The organism is Rhizobium sp. 62_C5_N11_2 (assembly GCF_051811185.1).
Lineage (GTDB): Bacteria > Pseudomonadota > Alphaproteobacteria > Rhizobiales > Rhizobiaceae > Rhizobium > Rhizobium leguminosarum.
Genome location: NZ_JBPWPW010000001.1, coordinates 3,576,647 through 3,598,638, shown reverse-complemented (window position 1 = coordinate 3,598,638; position 21,992 = coordinate 3,576,647). Strand labels below are relative to the sequence as shown.

27 protein-coding genes are annotated in these 21,992 nt (G+C 62.5%); 10 read left to right on the top strand and 17 right to left on the bottom strand.

Annotated elements, in window-relative coordinates; all coding sequences use genetic code 11:
• Positions 1-48: 48 nt before the first annotated feature.
• Positions 49-354, bottom strand: coding sequence for a DUF1244 domain-containing protein (locus tag AB8B31_RS17935; RefSeq protein ID WP_003582233.1), 306 nt, complete (start codon positions 352-354; stop codon positions 49-51).
• Positions 355-369: 15 nt separating this feature from the next.
• Positions 370-1,158, bottom strand: coding sequence for an N-formylglutamate amidohydrolase (locus tag AB8B31_RS17930; RefSeq protein WP_131703032.1), 789 nt, complete (start codon positions 1,156-1,158; stop codon positions 370-372).
• Between the two features lie 201 nt (positions 1,159-1,359).
• On the opposite strand from AB8B31_RS17930, the gene AB8B31_RS17925 reads away from it, so the two are divergent.
• The 3 genes from AB8B31_RS17925 (at position 1,360) to AB8B31_RS17915 (ending at position 4,059) form a co-directional block, all read left to right on the top strand.
• A complete protein-coding gene (locus tag AB8B31_RS17925) occupies positions 1,360-1,845 on the top strand; it encodes a DUF1036 domain-containing protein (protein WP_017967841.1) in 486 nt (161 codons plus the stop codon).
• Positions 1,845-3,284 carry a pyruvate kinase gene (gene pyk, locus AB8B31_RS17920; protein WP_018243516.1) on the top strand — a complete coding sequence of 480 codons (1,440 nt, stop codon included), beginning with the start codon at positions 1,845-1,847 and terminating at the stop codon, positions 3,282-3,284. The genes AB8B31_RS17925 and pyk overlap by 1 nt, the downstream gene beginning before the upstream one ends.
• Before the next feature lie 139 nt (positions 3,285-3,423).
• Positions 3,424-4,059, top strand: a complete 636-nt coding sequence (locus AB8B31_RS17915; protein ID WP_018243515.1) for a LysE family translocator — start codon at positions 3,424-3,426, stop codon at positions 4,057-4,059.
• 2 nt (positions 4,060-4,061) lie between these two features.
• Here the strand turns inward: AB8B31_RS17915 and AB8B31_RS17910 are convergent, their stop codons facing one another.
• Genes AB8B31_RS17910 through AB8B31_RS17900 form a run of 3 tightly spaced genes read right to left on the bottom strand, consistent with a single transcriptional unit; the run spans position 4,062 to position 5,436 of the window.
• Positions 4,062-4,619, bottom strand: a complete 558-nt coding sequence (locus AB8B31_RS17910) for a DUF4865 family protein (RefSeq protein ID WP_018243514.1) — start codon at positions 4,617-4,619, stop codon at positions 4,062-4,064.
• On the bottom strand, positions 4,616-5,020 hold the full coding sequence (locus tag AB8B31_RS17905) for a cupin domain-containing protein (protein WP_018243513.1): 405 nt from the start codon (positions 5,018-5,020) through the stop codon (positions 4,616-4,618). The genes AB8B31_RS17910 and AB8B31_RS17905 overlap by 4 nt, the downstream gene beginning before the upstream one ends.
• Entirely contained in the window at positions 5,017-5,436 is a 420-nt protein-coding gene (locus tag AB8B31_RS17900) for a tautomerase family protein (protein WP_018243512.1), read from the bottom strand. Before AB8B31_RS17900 ends, AB8B31_RS17905 begins: the two co-directional genes overlap by 4 nt.
• 117 nt (positions 5,437-5,553) lie before the next feature.
• Here AB8B31_RS17900 and AB8B31_RS17895 point away from each other — a divergent pair, with 117 nt between their 5' ends.
• Positions 5,554-6,450: a LysR substrate-binding domain-containing protein gene (locus AB8B31_RS17895; RefSeq protein WP_018243511.1), complete on the top strand. Its 897-nt coding sequence runs from the start codon at positions 5,554-5,556 to the stop codon at positions 6,448-6,450.
• Positions 6,451-6,679: 229 nt separating this feature from the next.
• Positions 6,680-7,486 carry a phytanoyl-CoA dioxygenase family protein gene (locus AB8B31_RS17890; RefSeq protein ID WP_018243510.1) on the top strand — a complete coding sequence of 269 codons (807 nt, stop codon included), beginning with the start codon at positions 6,680-6,682 and terminating at the stop codon, positions 7,484-7,486.
• Positions 7,487-7,525: 39 nt separating this feature from the next.
• On the opposite strand, the gene AB8B31_RS17885 is transcribed toward AB8B31_RS17890, so the two are convergent.
• On the bottom strand, positions 7,526-8,470 hold the full coding sequence (locus tag AB8B31_RS17885) for a GlxA family transcriptional regulator (RefSeq protein ID WP_018243509.1): 945 nt from the start codon (positions 8,468-8,470) through the stop codon (positions 7,526-7,528).
• A gap of 116 nt (positions 8,471-8,586) precedes the next feature.
• Here AB8B31_RS17885 and AB8B31_RS17880 point away from each other — a divergent pair, with 116 nt between their 5' ends.
• The gene (locus tag AB8B31_RS17880; RefSeq protein ID WP_018243508.1) at positions 8,587-9,384 is read left to right on the top strand and encodes an SDR family NAD(P)-dependent oxidoreductase; all 798 of its coding nucleotides are present in this window, start codon (positions 8,587-8,589) and stop codon (positions 9,382-9,384) included.
• Positions 9,385-9,480: 96 nt separating this feature from the next.
• Here AB8B31_RS17880 and AB8B31_RS17875 read toward each other — a convergent pair whose 3' ends face one another.
• From AB8B31_RS17875 to AB8B31_RS17865, 3 genes are all read right to left on the bottom strand, one after another.
• Positions 9,481-10,455 (bottom strand): threonine ammonia-lyase, encoded by a 975-nt coding sequence (locus tag AB8B31_RS17875; RefSeq protein ID WP_018243507.1) that lies wholly within the window; start codon positions 10,453-10,455, stop codon positions 9,481-9,483.
• Between the two features lie 156 nt (positions 10,456-10,611).
• Positions 10,612-12,348: a gamma-glutamyltransferase gene (gene ggt, locus AB8B31_RS17870; RefSeq protein ID WP_018243506.1), complete on the bottom strand. Its 1,737-nt coding sequence runs from the start codon at positions 12,346-12,348 to the stop codon at positions 10,612-10,614.
• A gap of 136 nt (positions 12,349-12,484) precedes the next feature.
• Entirely contained in the window at positions 12,485-13,342 is an 858-nt protein-coding gene (locus AB8B31_RS17865) for a helix-turn-helix transcriptional regulator (protein ID WP_018243505.1), read from the bottom strand.
• A 116-nt stretch (positions 13,343-13,458) separates the two neighbouring features.
• Between AB8B31_RS17865 and AB8B31_RS17860 the strand changes: the two genes are divergently transcribed.
• Entirely contained in the window at positions 13,459-14,175 is a 717-nt protein-coding gene (locus AB8B31_RS17860; RefSeq protein WP_018243504.1) for an SDR family oxidoreductase, read from the top strand.
• 58 nt (positions 14,176-14,233) lie between these two features.
• Here the strand turns inward: AB8B31_RS17860 and AB8B31_RS17855 are convergent, their stop codons facing one another.
• From AB8B31_RS17855 to AB8B31_RS17830, 6 genes are all read right to left on the bottom strand, one after another.
• Complete coding sequence (locus tag AB8B31_RS17855; RefSeq protein ID WP_439007480.1) at positions 14,234-15,289, bottom strand: alpha/beta fold hydrolase; 1,056 nt, start codon at positions 15,287-15,289, stop codon at positions 14,234-14,236.
• Between the two features lie 192 nt (positions 15,290-15,481).
• On the bottom strand, positions 15,482-16,117 hold the full coding sequence (locus tag AB8B31_RS17850) for a tetratricopeptide repeat protein (protein ID WP_018243502.1): 636 nt from the start codon (positions 16,115-16,117) through the stop codon (positions 15,482-15,484).
• Between the two features lie 111 nt (positions 16,118-16,228).
• Positions 16,229-16,354 carry a type B 50S ribosomal protein L36 gene (ykgO, locus tag AB8B31_RS17845; RefSeq protein WP_003566454.1) on the bottom strand — a complete coding sequence of 42 codons (126 nt, stop codon included), beginning with the start codon at positions 16,352-16,354 and terminating at the stop codon, positions 16,229-16,231.
• A 164-nt stretch (positions 16,355-16,518) separates the two neighbouring features.
• Positions 16,519-17,595: a 5-(carboxyamino)imidazole ribonucleotide synthase gene (locus AB8B31_RS17840; RefSeq protein WP_439007479.1), complete on the bottom strand. Its 1,077-nt coding sequence runs from the start codon at positions 17,593-17,595 to the stop codon at positions 16,519-16,521.
• Positions 17,592-18,086, bottom strand: coding sequence for a 5-(carboxyamino)imidazole ribonucleotide mutase (purE, locus tag AB8B31_RS17835; RefSeq protein WP_011653459.1), 495 nt, complete (start codon positions 18,084-18,086; stop codon positions 17,592-17,594). Before purE ends, AB8B31_RS17840 begins: the two co-directional genes overlap by 4 nt.
• 18 nt (positions 18,087-18,104) lie before the next feature.
• A complete protein-coding gene (locus AB8B31_RS17830; protein WP_017968168.1) occupies positions 18,105-18,308 on the bottom strand; it encodes a YdcH family protein in 204 nt (67 codons plus the stop codon).
• Between the two features lie 228 nt (positions 18,309-18,536).
• Between AB8B31_RS17830 and AB8B31_RS17825 the strand changes: the two genes are divergently transcribed.
• On the top strand, positions 18,537-18,710 hold the full coding sequence (locus AB8B31_RS17825; RefSeq protein ID WP_003542831.1) for a YdcH family protein: 174 nt from the start codon (positions 18,537-18,539) through the stop codon (positions 18,708-18,710).
• Positions 18,711-18,916: 206 nt separating this feature from the next.
• Here the strand turns inward: AB8B31_RS17825 and AB8B31_RS17820 are convergent, their stop codons facing one another.
• Positions 18,917-19,177 (bottom strand): ArsR/SmtB family transcription factor, encoded by a 261-nt coding sequence (locus AB8B31_RS17820; RefSeq protein WP_003542830.1) that lies wholly within the window; start codon positions 19,175-19,177, stop codon positions 18,917-18,919.
• 181 nt (positions 19,178-19,358) lie between these two features.
• Positions 19,359-20,123: a sulfite exporter TauE/SafE family protein gene (locus tag AB8B31_RS17815; protein WP_018243500.1), complete on the bottom strand. Its 765-nt coding sequence runs from the start codon at positions 20,121-20,123 to the stop codon at positions 19,359-19,361.
• A 107-nt stretch (positions 20,124-20,230) separates the two neighbouring features.
• On the opposite strand from AB8B31_RS17815, the gene AB8B31_RS17810 reads away from it, so the two are divergent.
• Together AB8B31_RS17810 and AB8B31_RS17805 are read left to right on the top strand one after the other, a co-directional pair.
• Positions 20,231-20,884: a thiamine phosphate synthase gene (locus tag AB8B31_RS17810; RefSeq protein WP_018243499.1), complete on the top strand. Its 654-nt coding sequence runs from the start codon at positions 20,231-20,233 to the stop codon at positions 20,882-20,884.
• Between the two features lie 10 nt (positions 20,885-20,894).
• Entirely contained in the window at positions 20,895-21,977 is a 1,083-nt protein-coding gene (locus AB8B31_RS17805) for a tetratricopeptide repeat protein (protein WP_018243498.1), read from the top strand.
• The last annotated feature ends 15 nt before the right edge of the window (positions 21,978-21,992 follow it).

Here is a 21,992-nt window from a genome sequence, read left to right as displayed (position 1 = left end):
ACTGCCGCGAAGCGGCGTCGTGGTCAAGCCTGTTCGCGGCCAGCCAAGCTATTTGTGTGGATTGTTCAGTTCAAAAGCAGCCTTTTGCACAGGCGAGGCTTCGTTCTGGTGAAGATTCTTCCAGTCCTCATAGGGCATGCCATAGACCATCTCGCGCGATTCGTCCCTGGTCACCGGGACACCTTCGGCCTCGGCGGCTTCGCGATACCAGTTCGACAGGCAGTTGCGGCAGAAGCCGGCCAGATTCATCAGATCGATGTTCTGAACGTCGCTGCGTTCGCGAAGATGTGCGACGAGGCGGCGGAAGGCGGCAGCTTCGAATTCGGTCTGTTGTTCCTTGCTGAGCGCGGTCATCTTGCTTCCTTTCGTTCAATAGGGGCCGGTGCGCGACAGGTGAACGTCATATCCGTGCAAGGCGGGATCGGCATTCATCGCCGCAAAGATCGGCACCAAGCGTTCGGCCCATGCCGATATGCCGGTCTGGTCTGCGATCAGATCCTGGCGCACCTCGAGCAGCGCATGCGGAATGCCGGTGATCATGCAGTGACGGTACATGGTATCGCCCTTCAGCGCGCCGTCATAGGGGTCGTTGTCGCCGACGGCGAGATCGGGATCGGCGCGCAGCATGTCGAGCAGCGGGCCGACGGCGCGATGGTCGCTATCCCAGAGCACGGCGGCGTGCCAGGGACGGGCAATACGTTTCCAGGCCGGCGTGAAGGAGTGCAGCGACAGCACCAGCGGCGCCCTGCCGGTGGCATTCGCCACTCTGTCGATCGTGGCGGCCACGGCGTCGTGATAGGGGCGATGGAAGGTTTCGATGCGGTAGTCCCATTCCTGCGGCGTGATCGGATGATTGCCTGATATGACGGCGCCGTCTGAAATTTTCATGATCAGCGTCGGATCGTCTTCGCCGCGGTTCGGGTCGATCAGCAGGCGCGAAAAACCGCCGAGCACGGCGGGAACGCCGAGTTTTGCCGAAAGCTGCCGCGTCAGGCCCTCGATACCGATGTCATAGGCAATGTGGCGGGCGAAGGCCGCGTCGGGCAGTCCGAGCCGGCCATATCGCGCGGGAAGGCGGTTCATCGCGTGATCTGCGAGGATCACCATGCCTTTGTCATGTTTACCGGATAGGATTTCGAAAGATTGGAAGTCGTCCATCAGGGAATTGCCGTTCGTCATTGCGCCGCCGGGCGCAGTGATCGCATGCGCCTGCGGCAGGTTCAAGCGCGGCAGGTGGGGAGAGGTTGCGCCCGACCCTCGACGGGTGGTTATGAAAGGAAATATAATCGATTAGCATTGCGTTGACTTTCGCTTGACGGCGGCGCAAGAAGACACGGATACGAATAACCGTGGAGCTATTTGGGAGCCGTGTTGATCCAAGCCGCGCCAAGTTTCCTCACGCGGTCCGGACCGCTGGTCCGTCTCGCTCTGTTCGCTCTTGCAGCCGCCATGCCGTTTTTCATCGCAGACGCCGCACGCGCCGATTTTCGCGTCTGCAACGGAACACAGAATCTCGTCGGCGTCGCGATCGGATACCGGGCCAAGGATGGCTGGGTGACTGAGGGCTGGTGGCAGGTGCCGGCAACGACCTGCGCCACGCTGATCGAGGGAGAATTGCAGTCGCGCTATTACTACCTCTACGCAGAGGACGCCGCCCGGGGAGGACGATGGACGGGTGACGTGCAGATGTGCGTGGCGGAAAACGAATTCAAAATCACGGGTGTGCAGGACTGTTATGCCCGCGGTTACCAGAAGATGGGATTCAAGGAATATGATACGGGCCGCCAGGGTAGCTGGATGGTTCAGCTCTCCGACACCCCAGGGACGCAAGAAAGCCAGAATTGATGAAGCGTAATCGCAAAGTTAAAATCCTCGCCACCCTCGGGCCAGCCTCCTCCGAGGAATCGATGATCGAGAAGCTGCACCAGGCCGGTGCCGATGTCTTCCGCATCAATATGAGCCATGCGAGCCACGACCTGATGCGTACGCTTATCCAGCGCATTCGCTCGGTCGAGGCGCGCTCCGGCCGGCCGATCGGCATTCTCGCCGACCTGCAGGGACCAAAACTGCGTGTCGGCAAGTTCGTCGACAGCAAGGTCGACCTGAAGCCCGGCCAGACCTTCACGCTCGACAACAACGAAGCGCTCGGCGACCAGAACCGCGTCTATCTGCCGCACCCCGAGATCCTCGAGTCGGTCCAGCCCGGCCACCGTCTGCTGATCGATGACGGCAAGCTCGCCCTGCGCGCAGAAAAATGCGACGGCAAGAGCATCGTCACCACTGTTATTTCAGGCACGCGCATCTCCGACCGCAAGGGCGTCAGCCTTCCCGATACGCTGCTCGGCGTCGGCGCATTGACGGATAAGGACCGCGCCGACCTCGATGCGGTGCTCGCCACCGACGATGTCGACTGGGTGGCGCTTTCCTTCGTCCAGCGTCCCGACGACCTTGCCGAAGTGCGCAAGATCGCCCGTGGCCGTGTCGGCCTGATGTCGAAGATCGAAAAGCCGCAGGCTCTCGAGCGCATCGAGGAAATCATCGAGCTTTCCGACGCATTGATGGTCGCCCGCGGCGATCTCGGCGTCGAAATGCCGCTGGAATCGGTTCCCGGCATCCAGAAGCAGCTGATCCGTGCCTGCCGCCGTTCGGGCAAGCCGGTGGTCGTCGCCACGCAGATGCTGGAATCGATGATCTCAGCGCCAGTGCCGACACGTGCCGAAGTTTCCGACGTCGCGACCGCCGTCTTCGAAGGTGCGGATGCCGTCATGCTCTCGGCCGAGTCGGCCTCGGGCGACTATCCCGTCGAAGCTGTCGCGACGATGGCGTCGATTGCCACTGCCATCGAGCGCGAGCCGCATTATCCCGGCATCATCTATGCCCAGCGTGCCCAGCCGGAAGCGACCGGTGCCGATGCAATCTCGCTTGCTGCCCGTCAGATCGCCGAGACGCTGAAGCTGTCGGCGATCGTCTGTTACACCTCGTCGGGTACGACGGGCCTTCGCGCCTCGCGTGAGCGTCCGCAGGTGCCGATCCTGGCGCTGTCGCCGATCATCAAGACGGCACGCCGCCTTGCCGTCGTCTGGGGCCTGCATTGCGTCGTCACCCATGACGCGACCGATCTCGACGACATGGTCAATCGCGCCTGCCGCATCGTCGCGGACGAAGGCTTCGGCAAGCCGGGCGATCGCATCATCATCTCGGCCGGCGTGCCGCTCGGCACGCCCGGTGCCACCAATATGATCCGCATTGCCTATATCGGCTCCGACGGCCAGAGCGGCGTCTGAGCGAATCGCATGCCTTCGAAAGCCCGCTGCCTGAAGAGGCGGCGGGTTTTTCGTTGACGGACCCGGCATTGCCAAGCTTGGCGGCGCATGCAAGTTTCGGTCCCTGGAGCAGGACATGCTCTGGGTTCGGAGGAGCATCATGGATATCGTCACGCTTCTGGCTTTTGCAGCCGTTTCCTTTGTCGGCATCGCGACGCCGGGGCCAACGGTGCTGCTTGCGCTGACCAATGGTTCTCGGCATGGCCTGCGCCGCGCAGTTGCCGGCATGATCGGCGCGGTGCTGTCCGATTTCGTGCTGATCGGCGCCGTCGCGATCGGGCTCGGTGCGCTGCTCGCTGCGTCGGAATTCTGGTTCTCGATGCTGAAATGGGCAGGTGCCGCCTATCTCGCCTTTCTCGGCATCATGCTGCTGCGTTCGAAGGGCACGATCGATGCGGCGTTGAAGTCCGGAGCGCCTGCGGGCGCGACTTCGCCCTTCTCGATCGGGCTGAAGAGTTTCATGGTCGCGGCGACCAATCCGAAGGGCTACCTGTTCTTCTCGGCCTTCCTGCCGCAGTTCATCGACCCGAGCCTGCCGCAGGCAACGCAATATGCGCTGCTTGCGCTGGTCTTTGCCGTGCTCGATTTCCTCATCATGTTCGGCTACGCCTTCTTCGGTTCGCAGGCGGTACGGTTCCTCAAGACCTCAGGCGCCATGTGGCTGGAGCGGGCCTGCGGTGGCGCGCTACTGGCGCTTGCCGGCTCGCTGGCATTGTATCGCCGGGCAACCGTCTGAGTTCAGGGTCGAGCCAGGGATAGGTGGCCGACGCGATAGGCCTGTGTGTGCTCGCCGATCTCGGGAATTTCTCGCCACAGTCTGAAGCGCACCCGCGTCCAGGTCGTCGGTTCGAAGCCGGTGACGGAGGCGAGCGCGTCGCCTGTCGCGATGTCGGCACCAGCCTGCGCGCTTTCGGCGCGGCGGATATCGGCGAGCGGCGCATATGGCTCTGTCTGCAGGACATCGCGCGTGGCGAACTTGGCTGAGGCGATATCAGCTGAGATTTCTGCCTGCCAGACGATCCAGGTCCTCACCTGTGGCCACCCGAAGGCGCTGGTGAGAGCCTCGAAACCTGGGCCGCAGAGGAAGTCGCTTGCTCCTTCCGGCCTCTGCCAGAGATAGAAGGGCGCATAGAGATTGTCGTGGCTGCCGAACTCTCCCTTGCGGGCGCTGAGATAGGCTTTGAAACCGAGATTGGGAAAGCCGTCGAGCAACGGACCCTTGTCGCGGATGCGGCGGTCGATGATCGACATGTCGTAATCGGCGGGCAGAGTGAAGCTGTACTGCATGGTGATCATGACTGTCCCTCCACCGGTTGCAGCCATTCGACGATGCTGCCGTTTTCCGTCGGCTGGACGCTGATATAGCTGAAGGGGCTGTCATCGGCTGCGCCATGCCAGTGACGCTCACCGGGCGCAAACCAGACGGCATCGCCGGCGCGCAATGCTTCGATCGGGCCGCCGTCATTCTGCGCCAACCCATGGCCCGAAAGCACATAGAGCAACTGGCCTCTGGGATGCGTGTGCCAGCGGGTGATGGTGCCGGGATCGAGCGCGGCGCGCATTGCGGTGTTCTCGCCATCGGCGCTGCCTTCGAGCAGCATCTCGACCCAGAAGGGCGCAGTCGCGACGCCCTCCGGCGAGCGGATTGCCTTGCCGGGGCGCCTGATGGTCATGGTCTTCGGGTTCGAAGCGCTCATTGCCGGCCTCCAGCCACACGAAGCCGCCAGTCTGGGTCGGTCATCTGGGCAATGCCGTCGCCGAAGGACCAGTCTTCCGGCGCGCTGGTGCTGATGACGATCATCACATCCTCAGGCCGGAGGCCCGGCGATTGCGCCAGGAGATCGGCGAGCCGCCGATAGAGCGCCGCCTTCATCTCGCCGGTGCGAGGCCTGCCGATCGTGATCGAGATATAGACGAAGTCGTCCGAGCGCGGGCCGGCGAGATAGCTGCGATCGAAGATCAGCTCGTTCTCGTCATGCTGGTAGATGGTCTGGAAGCGGTCGTTTTCGGGCACGTCGAAGGTCTCGACCAAGGCGCGCTGGATGTTGTCGGCCAGCGCCATGAGGTAGTCCGGCGACTTGCCTCTGCGAAGGGAAATGCGAACGAAGGGCATCGGGATCTCCATGGTTCAGGTCGTCCGTCGACCTTGACAGCTGAACCATCGCACGGCACGATGATGCCGAAAATAAGAATTTTATGGACTGATGATCCTGAAAAATGGGATTATGCAATGCGACGGACGATCTTCGATCTCGATGTGCTTCGAACCTTTTCGACCGGCATGGAACTCGGCAATTTCGCCAAGGCGGCCGAGCGGCTCGGGCGTTCGACCTCGGCAGTGAGTGCGCAGCTGAAGAGGCTGGAGGAACAGGCGGGCACGCCGATCTTCCGCAAGGTGGGTCGCGGGCTGGCGCTGACCGATGCCGGCGAGACGATGCTCGGTTATGCCAGGCGGCTGCTGGAGCTCAACGACGAGGCGGCTGCGGCCGTGCACAGCGTCGAGCTGGAAGGCTGGGTGCGGCTCGGCCTGCAGGAGGATTTCGGTGAGACCCTGCTGCCTGATGTGCTCGGCCGCTTTGCGCGCGCCCATCCGAAGGTCCGGATCGAAGCGCGGGTGGTGCGCAATGCCGAACTGCTCGAGCGCGTCACATCAGGCAAGCTCGATCTGGCGCTCGCCTGGAGCGATGGCACGCTGACGGCGCATTGCGAGCGGATCGGCGAAGTGCCGATGCGCTGGATCGGGCCTGCCGAGGGCCAGCCCGGCTGGCAAGCCGCAAGCGGCGAGCCGATGCCGCTTGCCTCGCTGGAGGCACCGTGCCTGTTGCGCAGTGCAGCGACCAAGGCGCTTGATGAGGCCGGCATCTCCTGGCGGCTCGCCTTCGTCAGTCCCAGTCTCGGCGGTCTCTGGGCCGCGACTGCGGCAGGCCTCGGTCTCACCATCCGCACGCCGATCGGCCTGCCGGCGAAGGTCCGCCCATTGGCGCCGGAGACGATCGGTCTGCCTGATTTGCCGACACTCGGCCTGGTCCTGCATCGGGCGGAAGCCGAACCGCAGCCGGCTGCGGCCCGGCTCGCCGAGCTCGTGCTTCAGTCGGTGCATGCCGCGCTGCGCGAGGTGTTGGCCTGACATCTCCGCATTGACCCCTCGGGCGCAAGCCTGTAGCCTCGAACCGCTATGAAGACGTTCACCCTCAATATCGCTTCGGTCTTCTTCTTGAGCCTCTAAGGCTCTGCCTTCGGGCATCAGAAGATGCGGCCGCTGACCAGCCTTCGTGGCTGGTGCGTTGCCGTGGATGTAACCACCCTGCGTCTGGCCAAGGAAAGAGCCGGCAGGTTTGGCGATAGAGAGATATTTCATGACATCAGATATTTACCCGCCGGCACTGAGTGCTGCGCAGATCGAGCGATTCATCGAGGACGGTTTCGTCAGGATCGACGACGCTTTTCCCCCCGCATTGGCCGAGGAAGCCCGTGCCATCATGTGGCGTGACATTCCCTTCGCCGCGGATGATCCAAGGACGTGGGCGCAGCCCGTCGTGCGACTTGCCGGCTATGGCGGCGGACCTTTCGAGAAAGCCGTCAACACGCCGGTATTGCATTCGGCCTTCGACCAGCTCGTCGGCACCGGTCGCTGGGAGCCGCGCAATGGACTTGGCAGTTTTCCGGTGCGCTTCCCCCATCCCGATGATCCCGGTGATGCCGGCTGGCATGTCGACCTCAGCTTTCCCGGCGAGGGTTCCGATCCGAACGAGCAGCGGGATTTTTCTGCCTGGCGGGTGAACATCACCTCGCGCGGGCGGGCGTTGCTGATGCTTTTCCTGTTCTCGGATGTCGGAGAGGAGGACGCGCCGACCCGCATCCGCGTCGGTTCGCACAAGGATATCGCACGCCTCCTGGCACCAGCGGGCGAGGCGGGAATGGCGTACCTCTGGCTGGAGCATGTGGGGGAGGACCGGCCGCTGGCGTTAGCGACGGGCCCGGCTGGCACGGTCTATCTGTGCCATCCGTTCCTCATCCATGCAGCGCAGATGCATCGCGGCAGGCAGCCGCGCTTCATGGCGCAGCCCGGCCTTGCGCCTTCTGAACCTCTCCGGCTCGAACGGGAGGACGGCGCCTATTCGCCGATCGAGATCGCGATCCGCCGGGCGCTTCAGCAACAGTAGCGAGGACAGAAAGCACCCAGCCCGTCGCAGGCTGGGTGCTCACATCTGCAGTTCCTGCTGGGCGTTGCGGCGTATTGCCTGCGGCGGCTGGCCAAAGGCGCGCAGGAAAGCGCGGCGCATACGCTCACGGTCGGCAAAGCCGGTCTCGTCGGCGACGACGTCAATCGGATGGCGACTCTGCTCCATCATCAGCCGGGCGGCTTCGAGCCTGAGATTTTCCACGGCCTTGGCCGGTGACTGCCCGGTTTCGGCGCGGAAAGCTCGGCTGAATTGGCGGGGGCTGAGATGGGCGGCTTCCGCCAGTTCTTCGACCGAAAGCTGCGATTTCAGATTGCCGCGGGCAAAGTCGAGCGCCTTCTGGATGCGGTCTGATTTCGGTTCCAGCTCCAGCAGCGCGGAAAATTGCGACTGGCCGCCGGAACGGCGGTGATAGACGACAAGCATTCGGGCCACGGCGCGGGCGACTTCAATGCCGTGGTCTTTCTCGACCACGGCGAGTGCCAGATCGATCCCGGCCGTCATGCCAGCCGATGTCCAGACCGAACCGTCGATGATGAAGATGCGATCCTCTTCCACCTTGATCTTTGGGTAACGCGCCTTCATTTCGCGGGCGAGATACCAATGCGTCGTCGCGCGCCGGCCGTCGAGAATGCCTGCTTCGGCGAGGAAGAAGGTGCCGGTGCAAATCGAAGCGATGCGGCGAGAGGCGCCAAGAGCCGCGCGAATGAAGCCGCTTTCGCCGGGACTTGGCAACGCAATGCCGGGTGCGCCGGTGACAATCAGCGTATCGAATCCGGGATCGCCGAAGGGCTCGGTCTCGATCGTCATGCCGAGCGAGGTGCGCAGCGAACCCCCGGCTTCCGAGAGGTAGCGGATGTCGTAGACCTTCTCGCGGAAATGCAGATTGGTGAATTCGAAGGCCGACACGGCCGCCAGGCCCATGATCTGGAAGCCGGGATAGAGCAGGAAAGCGATGGTCTGCATGGCGAAGCTCCTATGTCCTAAAAGGTGGTGTATATGACATTCAGGACGCTGACAATCCGGAGTATGACTCTCCTCAGGCGCAGGGCAGACGCCGGCGCAATTGAAGGAGATGGATCATGACACAGGAATACAAGGGTACTGCGCTTGTAACCGGCGCATCCTCGGGCATCGGCGCAGTCTATGCGCACAGGCTGGCAAAGCAGGGTTACGACCTGATCATCGTTGCCCGTAACGGCGAGCGGCTGAAGGCCTTGGCAAGCGGGCTGACTGAGGAGACGGGCAGGACGGTCGAGACCGTTGTGGCTGACCTCGGCAACACGGCCGACCTCGCCCGTGTCGAGGGCGTGCTGAAGCAAGACCGGAGCATCACGCTTCTGGTCAACAATGCCGGCGTCGGCGGAACGGCGCCGCTGCTCGCCGCCGATGTCGACAAGATGCAGAAGATGATGGAACTCAACGTCACGGCGCTGATGCGGCTGACCTATGCCGCCGTTCCCGGTTTCGTTGCCCGCGGTGGTGGCACGATCATCAACATTGCTTCCATCGTCGCGATCGTGCCAGAGCGCCTGAACGGCGTCTATGGCGCCACGAAAGCCTTCGTGCTCGCCTTCAGCCAGTCGCTGAAGCATGAGCTGGCGGAGAGGAACATCCGTATACAGGCCGTGCTACCGGGTGCCACGGCGACGGAATTCTGGGGGATTGCCGGCACGCCGATAGAGCATCTGCCGAGCGAGATCGTAATGTCGGCCGAAGCCATGGTCGATGCATCGCTCGCCGGCCTTAAGCAGGGTGAGTTCGCAACGATTCCGGCGCTTGAGGATGCAGGCTTGCTTTCGGCCTACGAGCAGGCGCGCCAGGCATTGATGCCCAACCTGTCTCGCAGCATGCCGGCCAAGCGTTACAAGCTGGCATGATGGTTTGCTAACGAAAACCATCCGCGGCATATGCTGCGGATGGCCCAAGAGCGTTCACGGCATTTGCGGCCGATTGCAACCTTGCACCTGCACGCTCTAGCCGAACCGTTCGAGCGCCATGGCGAAGATATCGGCATCGACATTGCCACCCGAGGTGACGGCGACGATCGTGTCGCTTTCCAGCGCCTCGCCATGGAAAAGGGCGGCGGCGAGCGCCACGGCGCCGCCAGGCTCGACGACGATCTTCAACCGCGTGAAGGCGAGCGCCATGGCGCGCAGCGCCTCCTCGTCGGTGACAACGATGCCAGGGCCCGCGAGGCGCTTGAGGATCGGGAAGGTGATGTTGCCCGGCTGCGGCGTAACGATCGCATCGCAGATCGAGCCCGAAACCGTCGCGTTGCGTTCGATCTTGCCGGAGGCGAGCGAGCGGGTGGTGTCGTCGAAATCCTTGGGCTCGCAGGGGCGGACACGAAAGCCGGGGGAACTGGCTTCAAGGGCGAGCGCGATGCCGGAGGTCAATCCGCCGCCGCCGCAGGGAACGAGGACTTCGGCTGATGTCACCCCTTCCTCCCCAGCCTGCTCGGAAATTTCGAGGCCGGTCGTGCCCTGGCCGGCGATGACAAGCGGTTCGTCGAAGGGCTTGATCAGTGTCAGGCCGCGCTCGGCAGAAAGCCTCGCGCCGATCTCGTCGCGATCCTCGTTGACGCGGTCGTAGAGCACCACCTCAGCACCGAAGGCACGGGTGTTGGCGATCTTTAGCTTCGGCGCATCGCTCGGCATGATGATGACGGAGGGGATATTGTGCAGCTTGGCAGCAAGCGCAACTCCCTGGGCGTGGTTGCCGGAGGAGAAGGCGATGACGCCCTTCGAGCGTACCGCAGCATCAAGGCCGGAGACGGCCGACCAGCCGCCGCGAAACTTGAATGAGCCGGAATGCTGCAGACATTCCGCTTTCACGAACAGACGCCGGCCGGCGATCTCATCGAGGAAAGGGGAGGAGAGAAGCGGCGTGCGCCTTGCATGACCGCGCAGACGGGCGCGAGCTGCGACAATCATTTCAATGCTGGCCATTCGGGAATCTTTCTGCTTGCGGGTTCGCCCATGCATAGGGCGCGGCAAGCCAATTGTGAACGGCGACTTTGTCACGGTGACATGAATGGTGCCACCGCTGCTTTTCGAGCCGCGTTGCGCTTCCGCCGACTGTTCGATCAGGCGATCCCCGAAGCGTCAGTAACCGCTTGCCGACCCTTCCGCTGCGCGGCTATCCATGGCGCCGTTGTAGCGGGCGCCGCCGCCTTTTGCGATGGCGGCAAGGCTTTTGCCGCCGACGAGGATGCCGGCGGCCTGGCCCCATTGCGGCGCGTCATTGCCGCCATCGAAGCTGTAGCCCATGGCGGCGAGCGTCTTTTCGGTATCGGGCGAAAGCGCATAGGGTTCGAGAAAGACCTTGTCGGGCTGCCATTGGTGGTGGAGACGCGGGGCGTTGACCGCCTGGCTGATATCCATGCCGAAATCGACGACATTGAGGATCGCTTCCAACGTGATGGTGATGATGCGCGAGCCGCCGGGGCTGCCGATCACCATGAAGGGCTTGCCGTCCCGGGTGACGATGGTCGGGCTCATCGAGGAGAGCGGCGTCTTCTTCGGCGCGATGGCATTGGCTTCGCCCTGCACCAGTCCGTAGAGGTTTGGCACGCCGGGCTTGGAGGTGAAATCGTCCATCTCGTTGTTGAGCAGGACGCCGGTGCCGGGTGCCACGACGCCGGCGCCGAAGGAGCCGTTCAGCGTATAGGTGACGGCGACCGCATTGCCCTCGTCGTCGATGATCGAATAATGCGTCGTCTCGGTGCTTTCCTTGCCGCCGAGCGGTTTGAGGTTCGCCGAGGTGCCAGACCTGTAGGGGTCGATCTTGGCGGCAGTCTCCAAGGCATATTTCTTGTCGAGAAGCTTGGCGACCGGGTTCTCGACAAAATCGGGATCGCCGAGTGCTGCATTGCGGTCGACATAGGCATAGCGCATCGCCTCGACCATGAGGTGCACGGTTTCGGCCGAGTTATAGCCAAGATAGGAGAGCGGATAGCCTTCCAGAACGTTGAGGATCTCGCAGATGATGACGCCGCCGGAGGAAGGTGGCGGCGAGGAGATGATGTCGTAGCCGCGGTAATTGCACTCGATCGGCTTCAATTCGCGCACGGCATATTGCTCGAAATCCTCCTTGGCAAGGATGCCGCCTTTGGCCTGGCTCGCCTTGACGATCGCCTCAGCGGGCGCGGCCTTGTAGAAGGCGTCGGAGCCTTTTTCGGAGATGCCTGCCAGGACCGAAGCAAGGTCCGGCTGCTGGAGTTTTTCGCCGGATGCATAGGGTTTGCCGTCCGGTTTCAGAAATATCTTTGCCGCCGCCTCATCCTTGGCGAGGCGCTTGGCGTTGCCGGCGAAACTTGCGGCGTCGCCCTGTTCCAGGGTGAAACCCTCTTTGGCGAAGCGAAGTGCCGGCGCGATCAGATCCTGGCGCGATTTGGTGCCGTATTTCTCGCGCGCGGTCTCGAAGCCCATGACGGAGCCCGGCACGCCGACCGAGAGATAACCGTCGAGGCTGGCGCGTGGCACGATATCGCCCTTGGCATCGAGATACATGGTCTTCGTTGCGGCAAGCGGTGCGCGTTCGCGAAAATCGAGGAAAGTCTTCGTGCCGTCCTTCAGGCGGATGGTCATGAAGCCGCCGCCGCCGAGATTGCCGGCCGCGGGATAGACGACTGCCAATGCATAGCCGACGGCAACTGCCGCATCGACGGCATTGCCGCCGCTTTTCAGCACCTCGACACCGACATCGGTCGCCAGATGCTGAGCGGTGACGACCATGCCGTGCTCGGCTTCTACGGGCGCAGGCGAGGCGGCGAAAGCCGAGGTAAGGCTCAGCGACAATGCTGATATGACGGAGATCGTCCCGATATGCAGGCGGCCCATGATTTCCCCTCCTATGGACAATGATGAAAAAACATATGGGGCTGCGACAGCCTGAGGCAATGCAAGGGGTTGGCTTTAAAGCATGTCGCGCAAAAGTGTGCAGCGGCTTTGCGACGACGATATGCGAAAACAAAACTTAAAGCGTGAGGAGTTCGGCGAGTTTCCGGTTGGTGTCATCGTGATCGAGCGGCGTATAGACGATGAGCTTCATCTCCGGCCGGCTCGTCAGTGTCAGGCCGGTATGCTCGAAGGACATGCGGCCCTTGAGGGGATGGTTGATGCGCTTTATGCCGGACAGCGGATTGACGACCTCGTGGCGCTGCCACCAATCACGAAATTCAGCGCTTGCCTGTTTCAGCAGCGCGATCAGCCGTTCGAAATCCGGATCGCCGGCATAACGCGCGCAGTCGGCGCGAAACATCGCCAGCGAGACGCGGGCAACCGCCTCCCAGTCGACGAGCAGCTTGCGATGCGCGGGGTCGGCAAAGAGGCGATGCATGGTATTGCGCTCGTCGCGGTCGAGCGTGTCGTAACCGCCGAACAGCACCTCGGCGGCACGGTTCCACGCGAGCACGTCCCACCGGCGGCCAAGTACATAAGCCGGTTGGTGGGTCAGGTTAGCGAGCATGCGCTGCAGCGGCTCGTCGACGCATTCGAGTGCGGATGAGACTGCCTGCGGCGCTTGGCGATTGTTGAGGGTGAAGAGATGTCGGCGCTCGGCCTCGTCGAGGCGCAGCGCATCGGCAAGGGCGTTGAGCACCTGCATGGAGGGCCTGATTTCGCGGCCCTGTTCCAGCCAGGTGTACCAGGTGGTGCCGACGCCGGCGAGCATGGCGAGCTCCTCACGCCGGAGACCCGGCGTGCGCCGGCGAAACCCCTCCGGCAAACCGACCTCGGAGGGCGTCAGCCGTTCGCGACGGGAGCGCAGGAAGGCTGCGAATTCACGGCGGCGGGCTTCGAATGTGTCGGATCTCTGGTCCATGGCGGGAATCATATCAGTATTGATACCAGGATAAAACCGGAACTGGTTGCCGTTTCCGGGCCGCGCATGATGCCGGTGTCGCAGGTGGTTGAAGCGTCTGCGGCTCGATCAATTCAAGGAGCAGCGTCATGTCTTTGCAGCATGTGGTCGTCATCGGCGGTTCTTCCGGCATCGGCCTTGCCACGGCGAAATTACTTTTGAAACAGGGTTACACAGTCACCATTGCGGGCCGCGACGGCGAAAAGCTTGCCGCGGCGACGGCATCGCTCGAGGGCGAGCGGCGCAGCCTCGTGCTCGATGCGGCGGAGCTTTCCGGCCTTGGGGAGGCTTTTGCCGGGATCGGCGCATTCGGTCATCTCGTGCTGGCGATGGGCAGCGGTCACGGCGCCGGACCCTTCGCGACGCTCGCCATGGCGGATCTGCTTGCCGGGTTTCAGACCAAGCTCATTCCGCATGCCGCGACAGCCCAGGCAGCACTGCCTCTGCTGCAGCCGGGCGGCAGCATCACCTTCGTTTCGGCAGTCAGCGCGCAGGCAGCGATGCCTGGCACGGCTGGACTTGCGGCCGTCAATGCCGGCATCGAGGCGATGGTGCCGGTGCTTGCCGCCGAGTTGAAGCCGCTGCGTGTCAACGGCGTTTCACCTGGGGTCGTCGATACGCCGTGGTGGAGTTTCCTGCCGCCGGAGCAGCGCGGCAGCGTTTTTGCGGATTTCGCCGGCCGCACGCCGGTCGGTCGTGTCGGCAGGCCGGAGGATATTGCAGAGGCGATCGCCTTCCTGATCGGAAATGGCTTCATGAGCGGCCATGTCATCACCTGCGACGGCGGTGTGCGTCTCAGCGCTTGAAGCAGCATTCAGGCGGACCGCCGACGATCTCGCGGGCCGGAAATCCAAGCCGGAGAGGTCATGCGCCGTGCAGGGCGCCTGGCCCCAACGACGGCACGGTTACGACCGTCCGATTGCGTGATGCGGCGGCAAGTCTCTCCTCGGCCCTGCGGGCAACCGCCTGCAGGTCGAGCGGCTTTCCGGCGATTTTTTCCATGGCGGCGATGGCGACATCGGTCGCGAGATAATCCGGCTTGTGGCCGACGCCGCTGACGGTGATGAGTTCGGAGCCTGATATATCGCGGGCAAGGCCGCGCGAGTGCAAGTGTTCCCAGACGATCTCGTCGCTGTCGCCGGTTATGATGACGGTCGGCGCGGTGATCTGCGAATAGAGCAGCGACTGCTCCTTCACATAGGCGAGCAGCCTTTTGAAATCGGCGGCGTTGTTTTGGAAGGCGCCGGGGCGCAATACGAGCGACGGACCGGTTTTTTCGATGTAGTCGGCCGGGCGCGGATTAGGGCGGAAAACGTTCCGCGTGCCGCGCTCCAGCCGGCTCAGCCCGAGCGGCACGACGATCGCATGGTTGAAGAGCCAGCCGACGATCGGCACGGTCGCCACGTGACAGTACCAGTCGATGCCGCCCGGCCAGGGATGGGTGGCGGGCGCGAGGAAGAGCAGGCCTGATGTCTTGTCAGGATGGCGCAGGCCGAAGGCGGCGGTGATCGCGCCGCCGAAGGAATGGCCGACAATGATCGCCTTTTCGATGCCGCGCTTTTCCATCAGGCTGGCGATCGCATCGGCCTGGCCGGAGGGGACGGCATTCTCGGGGCCGCCGCGCTCGGAATAACCATGGCCGGGACGATCGACGAACAGCATTTCTGCCCGGCCTTCGAGTGCGGCGCGGAAGGCGACGACCTGATCGAGCAGATTGCCGCTGGCGCCGTGAATGAAGACCAGTGCCGGCAGATCCGCATTTTCGGGACGCTCGATGTGGACGGCATTCATGCGGTAGCCGCCGACATCCGTCAGTTCGCCGATATTCGGATAAGCCTGTTCGAATTGCCGCGCCTTATAAGTGGAGTAACCGATGGCGGCGGCGAGCGGGGCGAGAAGAGCGGAAACTTCTGCAAGCATGATCTCAACGAGCGATAATTGCGGGATGACCTGCATGCGGACAGACCGCTACATCGTTCCCTCTGGATTCTAAAGCGCGTCGCGCTCAGGTCTTTGTTTTACGCATGTCGCTATCGCAAACCGCTGCACACTTCTGCGCGACATGCTTTAAATTGCGCGGCACGATCCGACGTCAAGATATCAGCCCGGGAATCAGGTGCGATTGCCGGCGAGTTTTTCCGCCAGCGTGTTGACCTGTTCCTGCGCAGTGCGTTCGGCGGGATAGACATCGAGGAAACGCTCCCAAGCCTTCAAGGTCAGCTGGTCGTTGCCGGAATTGCTGAGGATCGCTGCCATGCCGGAGAGCGCGCCGAAATGGCGCGGTTCGAGATCGAGCACACGTTCGATGTCGGACATCGACTTGCGGTAATTGCCCATGACGAAATTCAGCGTGGCGCGGCGGTTCCAGCTTTCGGCATAATCGGGTTTCAGCGCGATCGCCTCATCGAGGAAATCGAGGGCAGCGGGATTGCGCTTTTCCTCGATCGCCTTGTCGGCCCACTGCATCAGCAGATTGACGGTGGCACTGCCGGAATCGTTCCATTCCATGCGGATTTCATTGGCGATGCCGCTGGCCTTGTCGGGGTCGCGTTCACGCTTCAACTGGCTGAAGAGCTGGTCGAGGTGCTGCTTGGGCGAACCGTTGACATCCGTCTGCTCGACGATGACATCCTTTTTCGTCGCGGCAGCCGACTGCTCCGCGGCGGCGGCCGGAAAGGGGGAGGTGAGCAGGATGAGGGCGAGCGGCAGTGCCGCTGACGTCAAAGCAAAAAAGCGCATGGCGGACATATTAGCCCGCCAACGCCGAAGATCAAACAAATTTGACGTGATCGCCGCAGCGACCCACCGGATATATCTGCCGGCGTAACCTGCGCGGCAAGGCGATCCGGACGCGCGAAATCAGCCCTGACGAGCCTTGAAGCGCGGGTTCAGCTTGTTGATGATGTAGATGCGGCCCTTGCGGCGAACCAGACGGTTGTCACGGTGACGAGCCTTGAGCGACTTGAGCGAATTCTTGATCTTCATTTTTCTGATCCGCGATCTCTATGGGGGAATTCACATTCGCCCGTATCTTTAACAATCAAAAGCGCGCCATCGGGCGCGCTGTTTAGGTGGGGGAGCAGATACCTCGTCACCTTTTCCGTGTCAACCACATGAAGGTGTTTTTCCCAAGGCACAAGGGTGTTTTCTCAGGCCAAAACCAGCGATTTCGGCGTCAAGGTGGTGACGTGACCCATCTTGCGGCCGGGGCGCCACTCGGTCTTGCCATAGAGATGAACCAGCGTGTCGGGGCGCCGCAACCAGTCGGGAACGGCAAGGATATCGTCGCCGATCAGGTTCTGCAGGATGCAGTCGGAATGCCGTTCGGCACTGCCGAGCGGCAGGCCGGCGACGGCCCGGATATGCTGCTCGAACTGGCTGACGACGCAGGCGGCTTCCGTCCAGTGACCGGAGTTGTGCACACGCGGCGCCATCTCGTTGGCGATCAGGCCGCCATCGGCCAGCACGAAGAATTCGATGCCGATGACGCCGACGTAGTTCAACGCGGCAAGGATCTTTTCGGCAGATTGGCGCGCCGAGTCCGCCGTCGCTGCAGAGATCGCGGCGGGAACCGTCGAGGTATGGAGGATGCCGTTGCGGTGCACGTTCTCGGCGGGATCGAAGCAGACGACCGTCCCGTCGGTGGCCCGCGCAGCGATGATCGAGACCTCGCGCTCGAAAGCGACGAAACTTTCGAGGATGAGCGGCACGCCGCCGAGTGCGGCATAGGCGCCATCCGGGTTGTCGGCGGCCGAGCGGAAAACCTTCTGGCCCTTGCCGTCATAACCGAGACGCCGGGTCTTCAGCACGCCCTGGCCGCCGAAATCCTTCAGTGCCGTCTCGAGATCGGCCTGGCTGTCGATCGCGTGGAAGCGGGCGGTTGATATGCCGCAGTCATTGAGAAAGCGCTTTTCGACGAGGCGGTCCTGGGCGGCTTCCAGCGCCTTCGGCGGCGGATAAACCGACACGGTCGCCGAGAGCCTTTCGGCGGCCGCGACGGGCACGTTTTCGAATTCGTAGGTGACGACATCGCAGATATCGGCGAGTTCGGCCAGCGCGGCGGGATCGTCGTAGGCGGCGGTAATCTGCCGGTTGGCGAGCTGGGCGGCCGGGCAGTCCGGCTGCGGCTCGAGGATGACCGTGCGAAAATTCAACCGGGCGGCGGCAATCACCAGCATGCGGCCGAGCTGGCCGCCGCCGATAATGCCGATCGTTCTTGCCGTCATAGGTCGTCCATCGGGTATTCGGCGACGGCAGCACTCTGGCGCTCGCGCCATTCGTCGAGCCGGTCGGCGATTTCTTCGTCGGAAAGGGCAAGCACGGCGGCGGCGAGAAGGGCGGCGTTGACCGCGCCGGCCTTGCCGATGGCAAGCGTGCCCACAGGAATACCTGCCGGCATCTGCACGATGGAAAGGAGGCTGTCCTGGCCGGACAGGGCTTTCGACTGGACCGGCACGCCGAAAACCGGCAGCGGTGTCATCGCGGCGGTCATGCCCGGCAGGTGGGCAGCGCCGCCGGCGCCGGCGATGATGACCTTGAAGCCCTCCGCACGTGCGCCCTTGGCGAAATTGACCAATCGGTCCACTGTGCGGTGCGCCGAAATGATGCGCGCATCATAAGGGATCTCAAGCGCCTCCAGCGTGTCGGCGGCGTTTTTCATGGTCTCCCAGTCGGACTGGCTGCCCATGATGATGGCGACGGGTGGTCTGTCTGTCATCGTTGCTGCTATTCCCTCTCAGGCGATGATGTCAGGGATGATCTGATCTTCCAGCTTGGAGAGCCTGTCCTTGATGACGAGCTTTTTCTTTTTCATACGCTGGATCCGCAGAGCATCGCATCCGGTCTGGATCATGGCGTTGATCGCGGCATCGAAATCCTCGTGCTCCTGACGCAGACGCGCCACCGTGAGCCTGATTTCCGCCTGTTCCTGATCGGCCATATGCATTCCCCGTTACCGTCCCTGGACCTTGTCCGATCTGCCGATGATTTCCGCAAGCTCCTATCACCAAATACAGGTAACGGCTAGTTAGTCTTGATCATGAAATTGCCATCCAGTCTCCATCTTTTGGCCTTCGACAAGCCTTCAAAAATATGTCACAGTCCGGCCGTTGACACCTTGATCCCCGACGATGATGGCCGGGGAGGGTAAAGAGGAAGGAAGGGTCATATGACTGTTCAAGCTCATCTTGAGTCACTCCAGAAAAAGCATGTTGCTCTCGAGGAGGAGTTGCACGCGCTCAGAACATCTCCCTCTATTTCCGATACGGAACTTGCCGAATGCAAGCGCCGCAAGCTGCGCATCAAGGACGAGATTCAGCGTCTTAAGTCATCCGTCCACTAATCTTCCCAAGGGTCGCCGGGCGATCATCTTGCGCAACAAGGTAAATCCATCCATTCCGCCAAAAATTAGCAAGAACCGGTGATTTGACACCAGATTTGCGCCAGTCCGATGCATCCGGCATCGTGGCTGGCGCTTTTGGGTCCGCCACGTCTCACATCGCGTTCTTATGATTCGCATCGTATCCCCAGATCTTATGGGGACCTGCCTCAGGCCCAAAACTGATCCAGCCACAAATTGAGCTTGTCGAAGCCGCGGTTGTTGACCGTATAGATACGTTTGGTGCCTTCCGAGGTCACGGAGACGAGATTGCTGTCGAGTAGCGCCTTCAGATGCTGCGAAACAGCAGGGCGGCTGATCGGCAGGCCCTCGGCGAGCTCATTGACCGTCCGTGGCGCGCGACGCAATTCCTCCAGCAGAAACCGCCGGTTCGGATCGGCAATCGCAGAGAAAGGGTCCGTGTTCGACATGGCAGGAACGCTACGTCAAACCGGCCGCGCCAGCAAGGAAATTGTGCATTGCAGCGTGCCGTGGTTTCCAAAGCGCGTCGCGATCTTTCAGAGTCGCGCCTTGCGCTTTCGGTCTTTGTTTTTACGCCAGTCGTTATCGCAAAACCGCTGCACAGTTTTGCGCGACATGCTTTAGTTGTTTCTACCAGCCAAGGCCCTCGCGCACGATCAGGAAGGCGGCGATCAGCGCCATTGCATACATGAAGGGATAGAAGATCTGTGGCCTCATGCGGCGCACGCACCACGCGCCGGCAATGGTGGCGAGCGGGGCAAAGGGCAGAAGCGTCGCGGAGGTCGCAAGGTTCTGGGTATCGAGCTGGCCGAGTGCAAAATAGGGGATCAGCTTGATGGCGTTGAGGATCGCGAAGAAGCGCACGCTGGTGCCGGTATATTCGCGCGGCTGCAATTTGAGCGGCAGGGCATAGATTTGGAAGGGCGCACCGCCGGCATGGGCGACGAAGCTGCCGTAACCGGAAAATGTCCCCCAGAGGCTGGCAGCCACCGGCCGCTGGCCGCGCGGCGGGATCACCTTGCCGGCGCCGGGGCCGAAATTGTTCCAGAAATAGCGCAGGCAGAAGAGGATGGTCACCGCGCCGATGACGATGCGCAGCATGTTGCCCGGAACCAGGGCCGAGGTCGCCCAGCCCAGCGCGATACCGAAGACGGCGCCCGGCAGCATGATCTTCAGCGTCGCCCAGTCGCCATGTTTGCGCCAGATGACGAGCGAGATCATGTCCATGAAGACCAGGATCGGCAGCAGGATGGCCGCCGCCTCGACCGGTGAGACGACGAGGGCGAGGAAGGGCAAGCCGATCAGCGACAAAGCGTCGCCCATGCCGCCCTTTGCGAGCCCCACCAGCAGAACGGCGGGCACGGCGGCGTAATAGAATGACAAATCCTGCGGCATGCTTTCGACGTCCTCCTCTTGCAAGCCTCGTCTAACGGAACTACTCACACAAAACGAGTGCGGATCCCTCATTTCGAAGGGGAATTCGCCGGAAACGGAAAGACCTCATGACCGAACCGGAAAATCGCTGCCGCCTTGTGCTCATCGTGCCTGATATCGCCGATGCCGATGAACAGGCAAAGATCGTCGCCGATGCGCTGAAGGGCGGCGATGTCGCCTCGGTGATCGTGCCGCAATACGGGCTCGACGACGGCACCTTCCAGAAACATGCCGAAAAGCTGGTGCCATTGATCCAGAATGCTGGAGCAGCCGCGCTGATTGCAGGTGACAGCCGTGTCGCAGGCCGGGCAAAGGCCGATGGCCTGCACCTTTCCAGCAATGCCGAGGCGCTTTCGGAAGCGATCGACAAACATGCGCCGAAGCTGATCGTCGGCGGTGGCAACGCGGCCGACCGGCACCATGCGCTGGAGATCGGCGAAGTCAGGCCGGACTATATCTTCTTCGGCAAGCTCGATGGCGACATCAAGCCGGAGGCGCATCCGAAGAACCTTGCGCTCGGCGAATGGTGGGCCTCGATGATCGAGATTCCCTGCATCGTCATGGGCGGCACTGATCCGGCCTCGGCGCTCGCCGTCGCCGAGACTGGTGCGGAGTTCGTGGCGCTGCGGCTGGCGGTCTTTGGTGAGCCCGGCCGGGCGCCGTCGGTCGTTGCCGAAATCAACGCGTTGCTTGACGAAAAAGCGCCACGGTTTGAGGATTGAAATCGCGCTCATGCCGATCCTGCCCGCCCGCCCTTTGAAATATATCCTTGCCAGCGTGACCGCCCTCGTTGCGGCCGGGCCGAATGTCGCCCTGGCGCAGGCGCCGGACAGCGTCATCAGCCAGCCGGGTACAGCGCCGGCTTCGACCTTCCGCACGGACCGGCCCTCCGCCTCGGACGTCGGGCCCTCCGATGGCGTCGGCGTGTTCGACCGCATGGGTGCGAAGTTGCCGGATCTGCCGCCGGAGAAGGATTACAAGGGGCCGATCGATGAAGCTTACGGCGCCTTCCAACGCGGTTATTACCTGACGGCAATGGACAAGGCGCTGCCGCGCGCCCAGCTGGGCGATCCGGCGGCGCAGACGCTGATCGGCGAAATCCTCTCGCAGGGTCTCGGCGTCAAGAAGGACGTGAAGAATGCTGCCTTCTGGTACGGCAAGGCGGCCGAAGGCGGCGATGCGGCGGCCATGTTCAAATATGCGCTGATCCTGATGGAAGGCGAGGGCGTGCCGCGTGACAAGGTCAAGGCCGACGAGTACATGCACAAGGCGGCCGAGGGCGGCAATCCTTCGGCGGAATTCAACTGGGCGCAGCTTCTCGTCGCCGACAATCCCGGCGAGAAGGGACTGAAGCTCGCCCTGCCGTTCTACGAGAAATCAGCCGAGCAGGGCATTGCCGATTCGCAATATGCCGTAGCGCAGATCTATGCGACGCTGAAGGACCTGCCGGAGGAAAAGAAAAAGCTTGCCCGCGAGTGGATGGCACGTGCAGCGCGCGCCGGTTTCGACACGGCCCAGCTCGATCTCGGCATCTGGCTGGTCAACGGCGTCGGTGGGCCGAAGGATTACGTCAAGGGTTTCGAATGGCTGAAACTTGCCGCCAATGGCGGCAACGTCGTCGCGCAGAACAAGCTCGCCCATCTCTATATCAATGCGATCGGCACGCCGCCCAATCCGGTCGAGGCGGCGAAGTGGTACGTGCTGTCGCGCCGGGCCGGGCTTGCCGATCCGTCGCTCGAGGATTTCTATCTCGGCATTGAGGACGATCAGCAGAAGGCGGCGATCGAGGCCGCCAACAAGTTCCGGCGGCGATAGCGACCGTATCCCAAC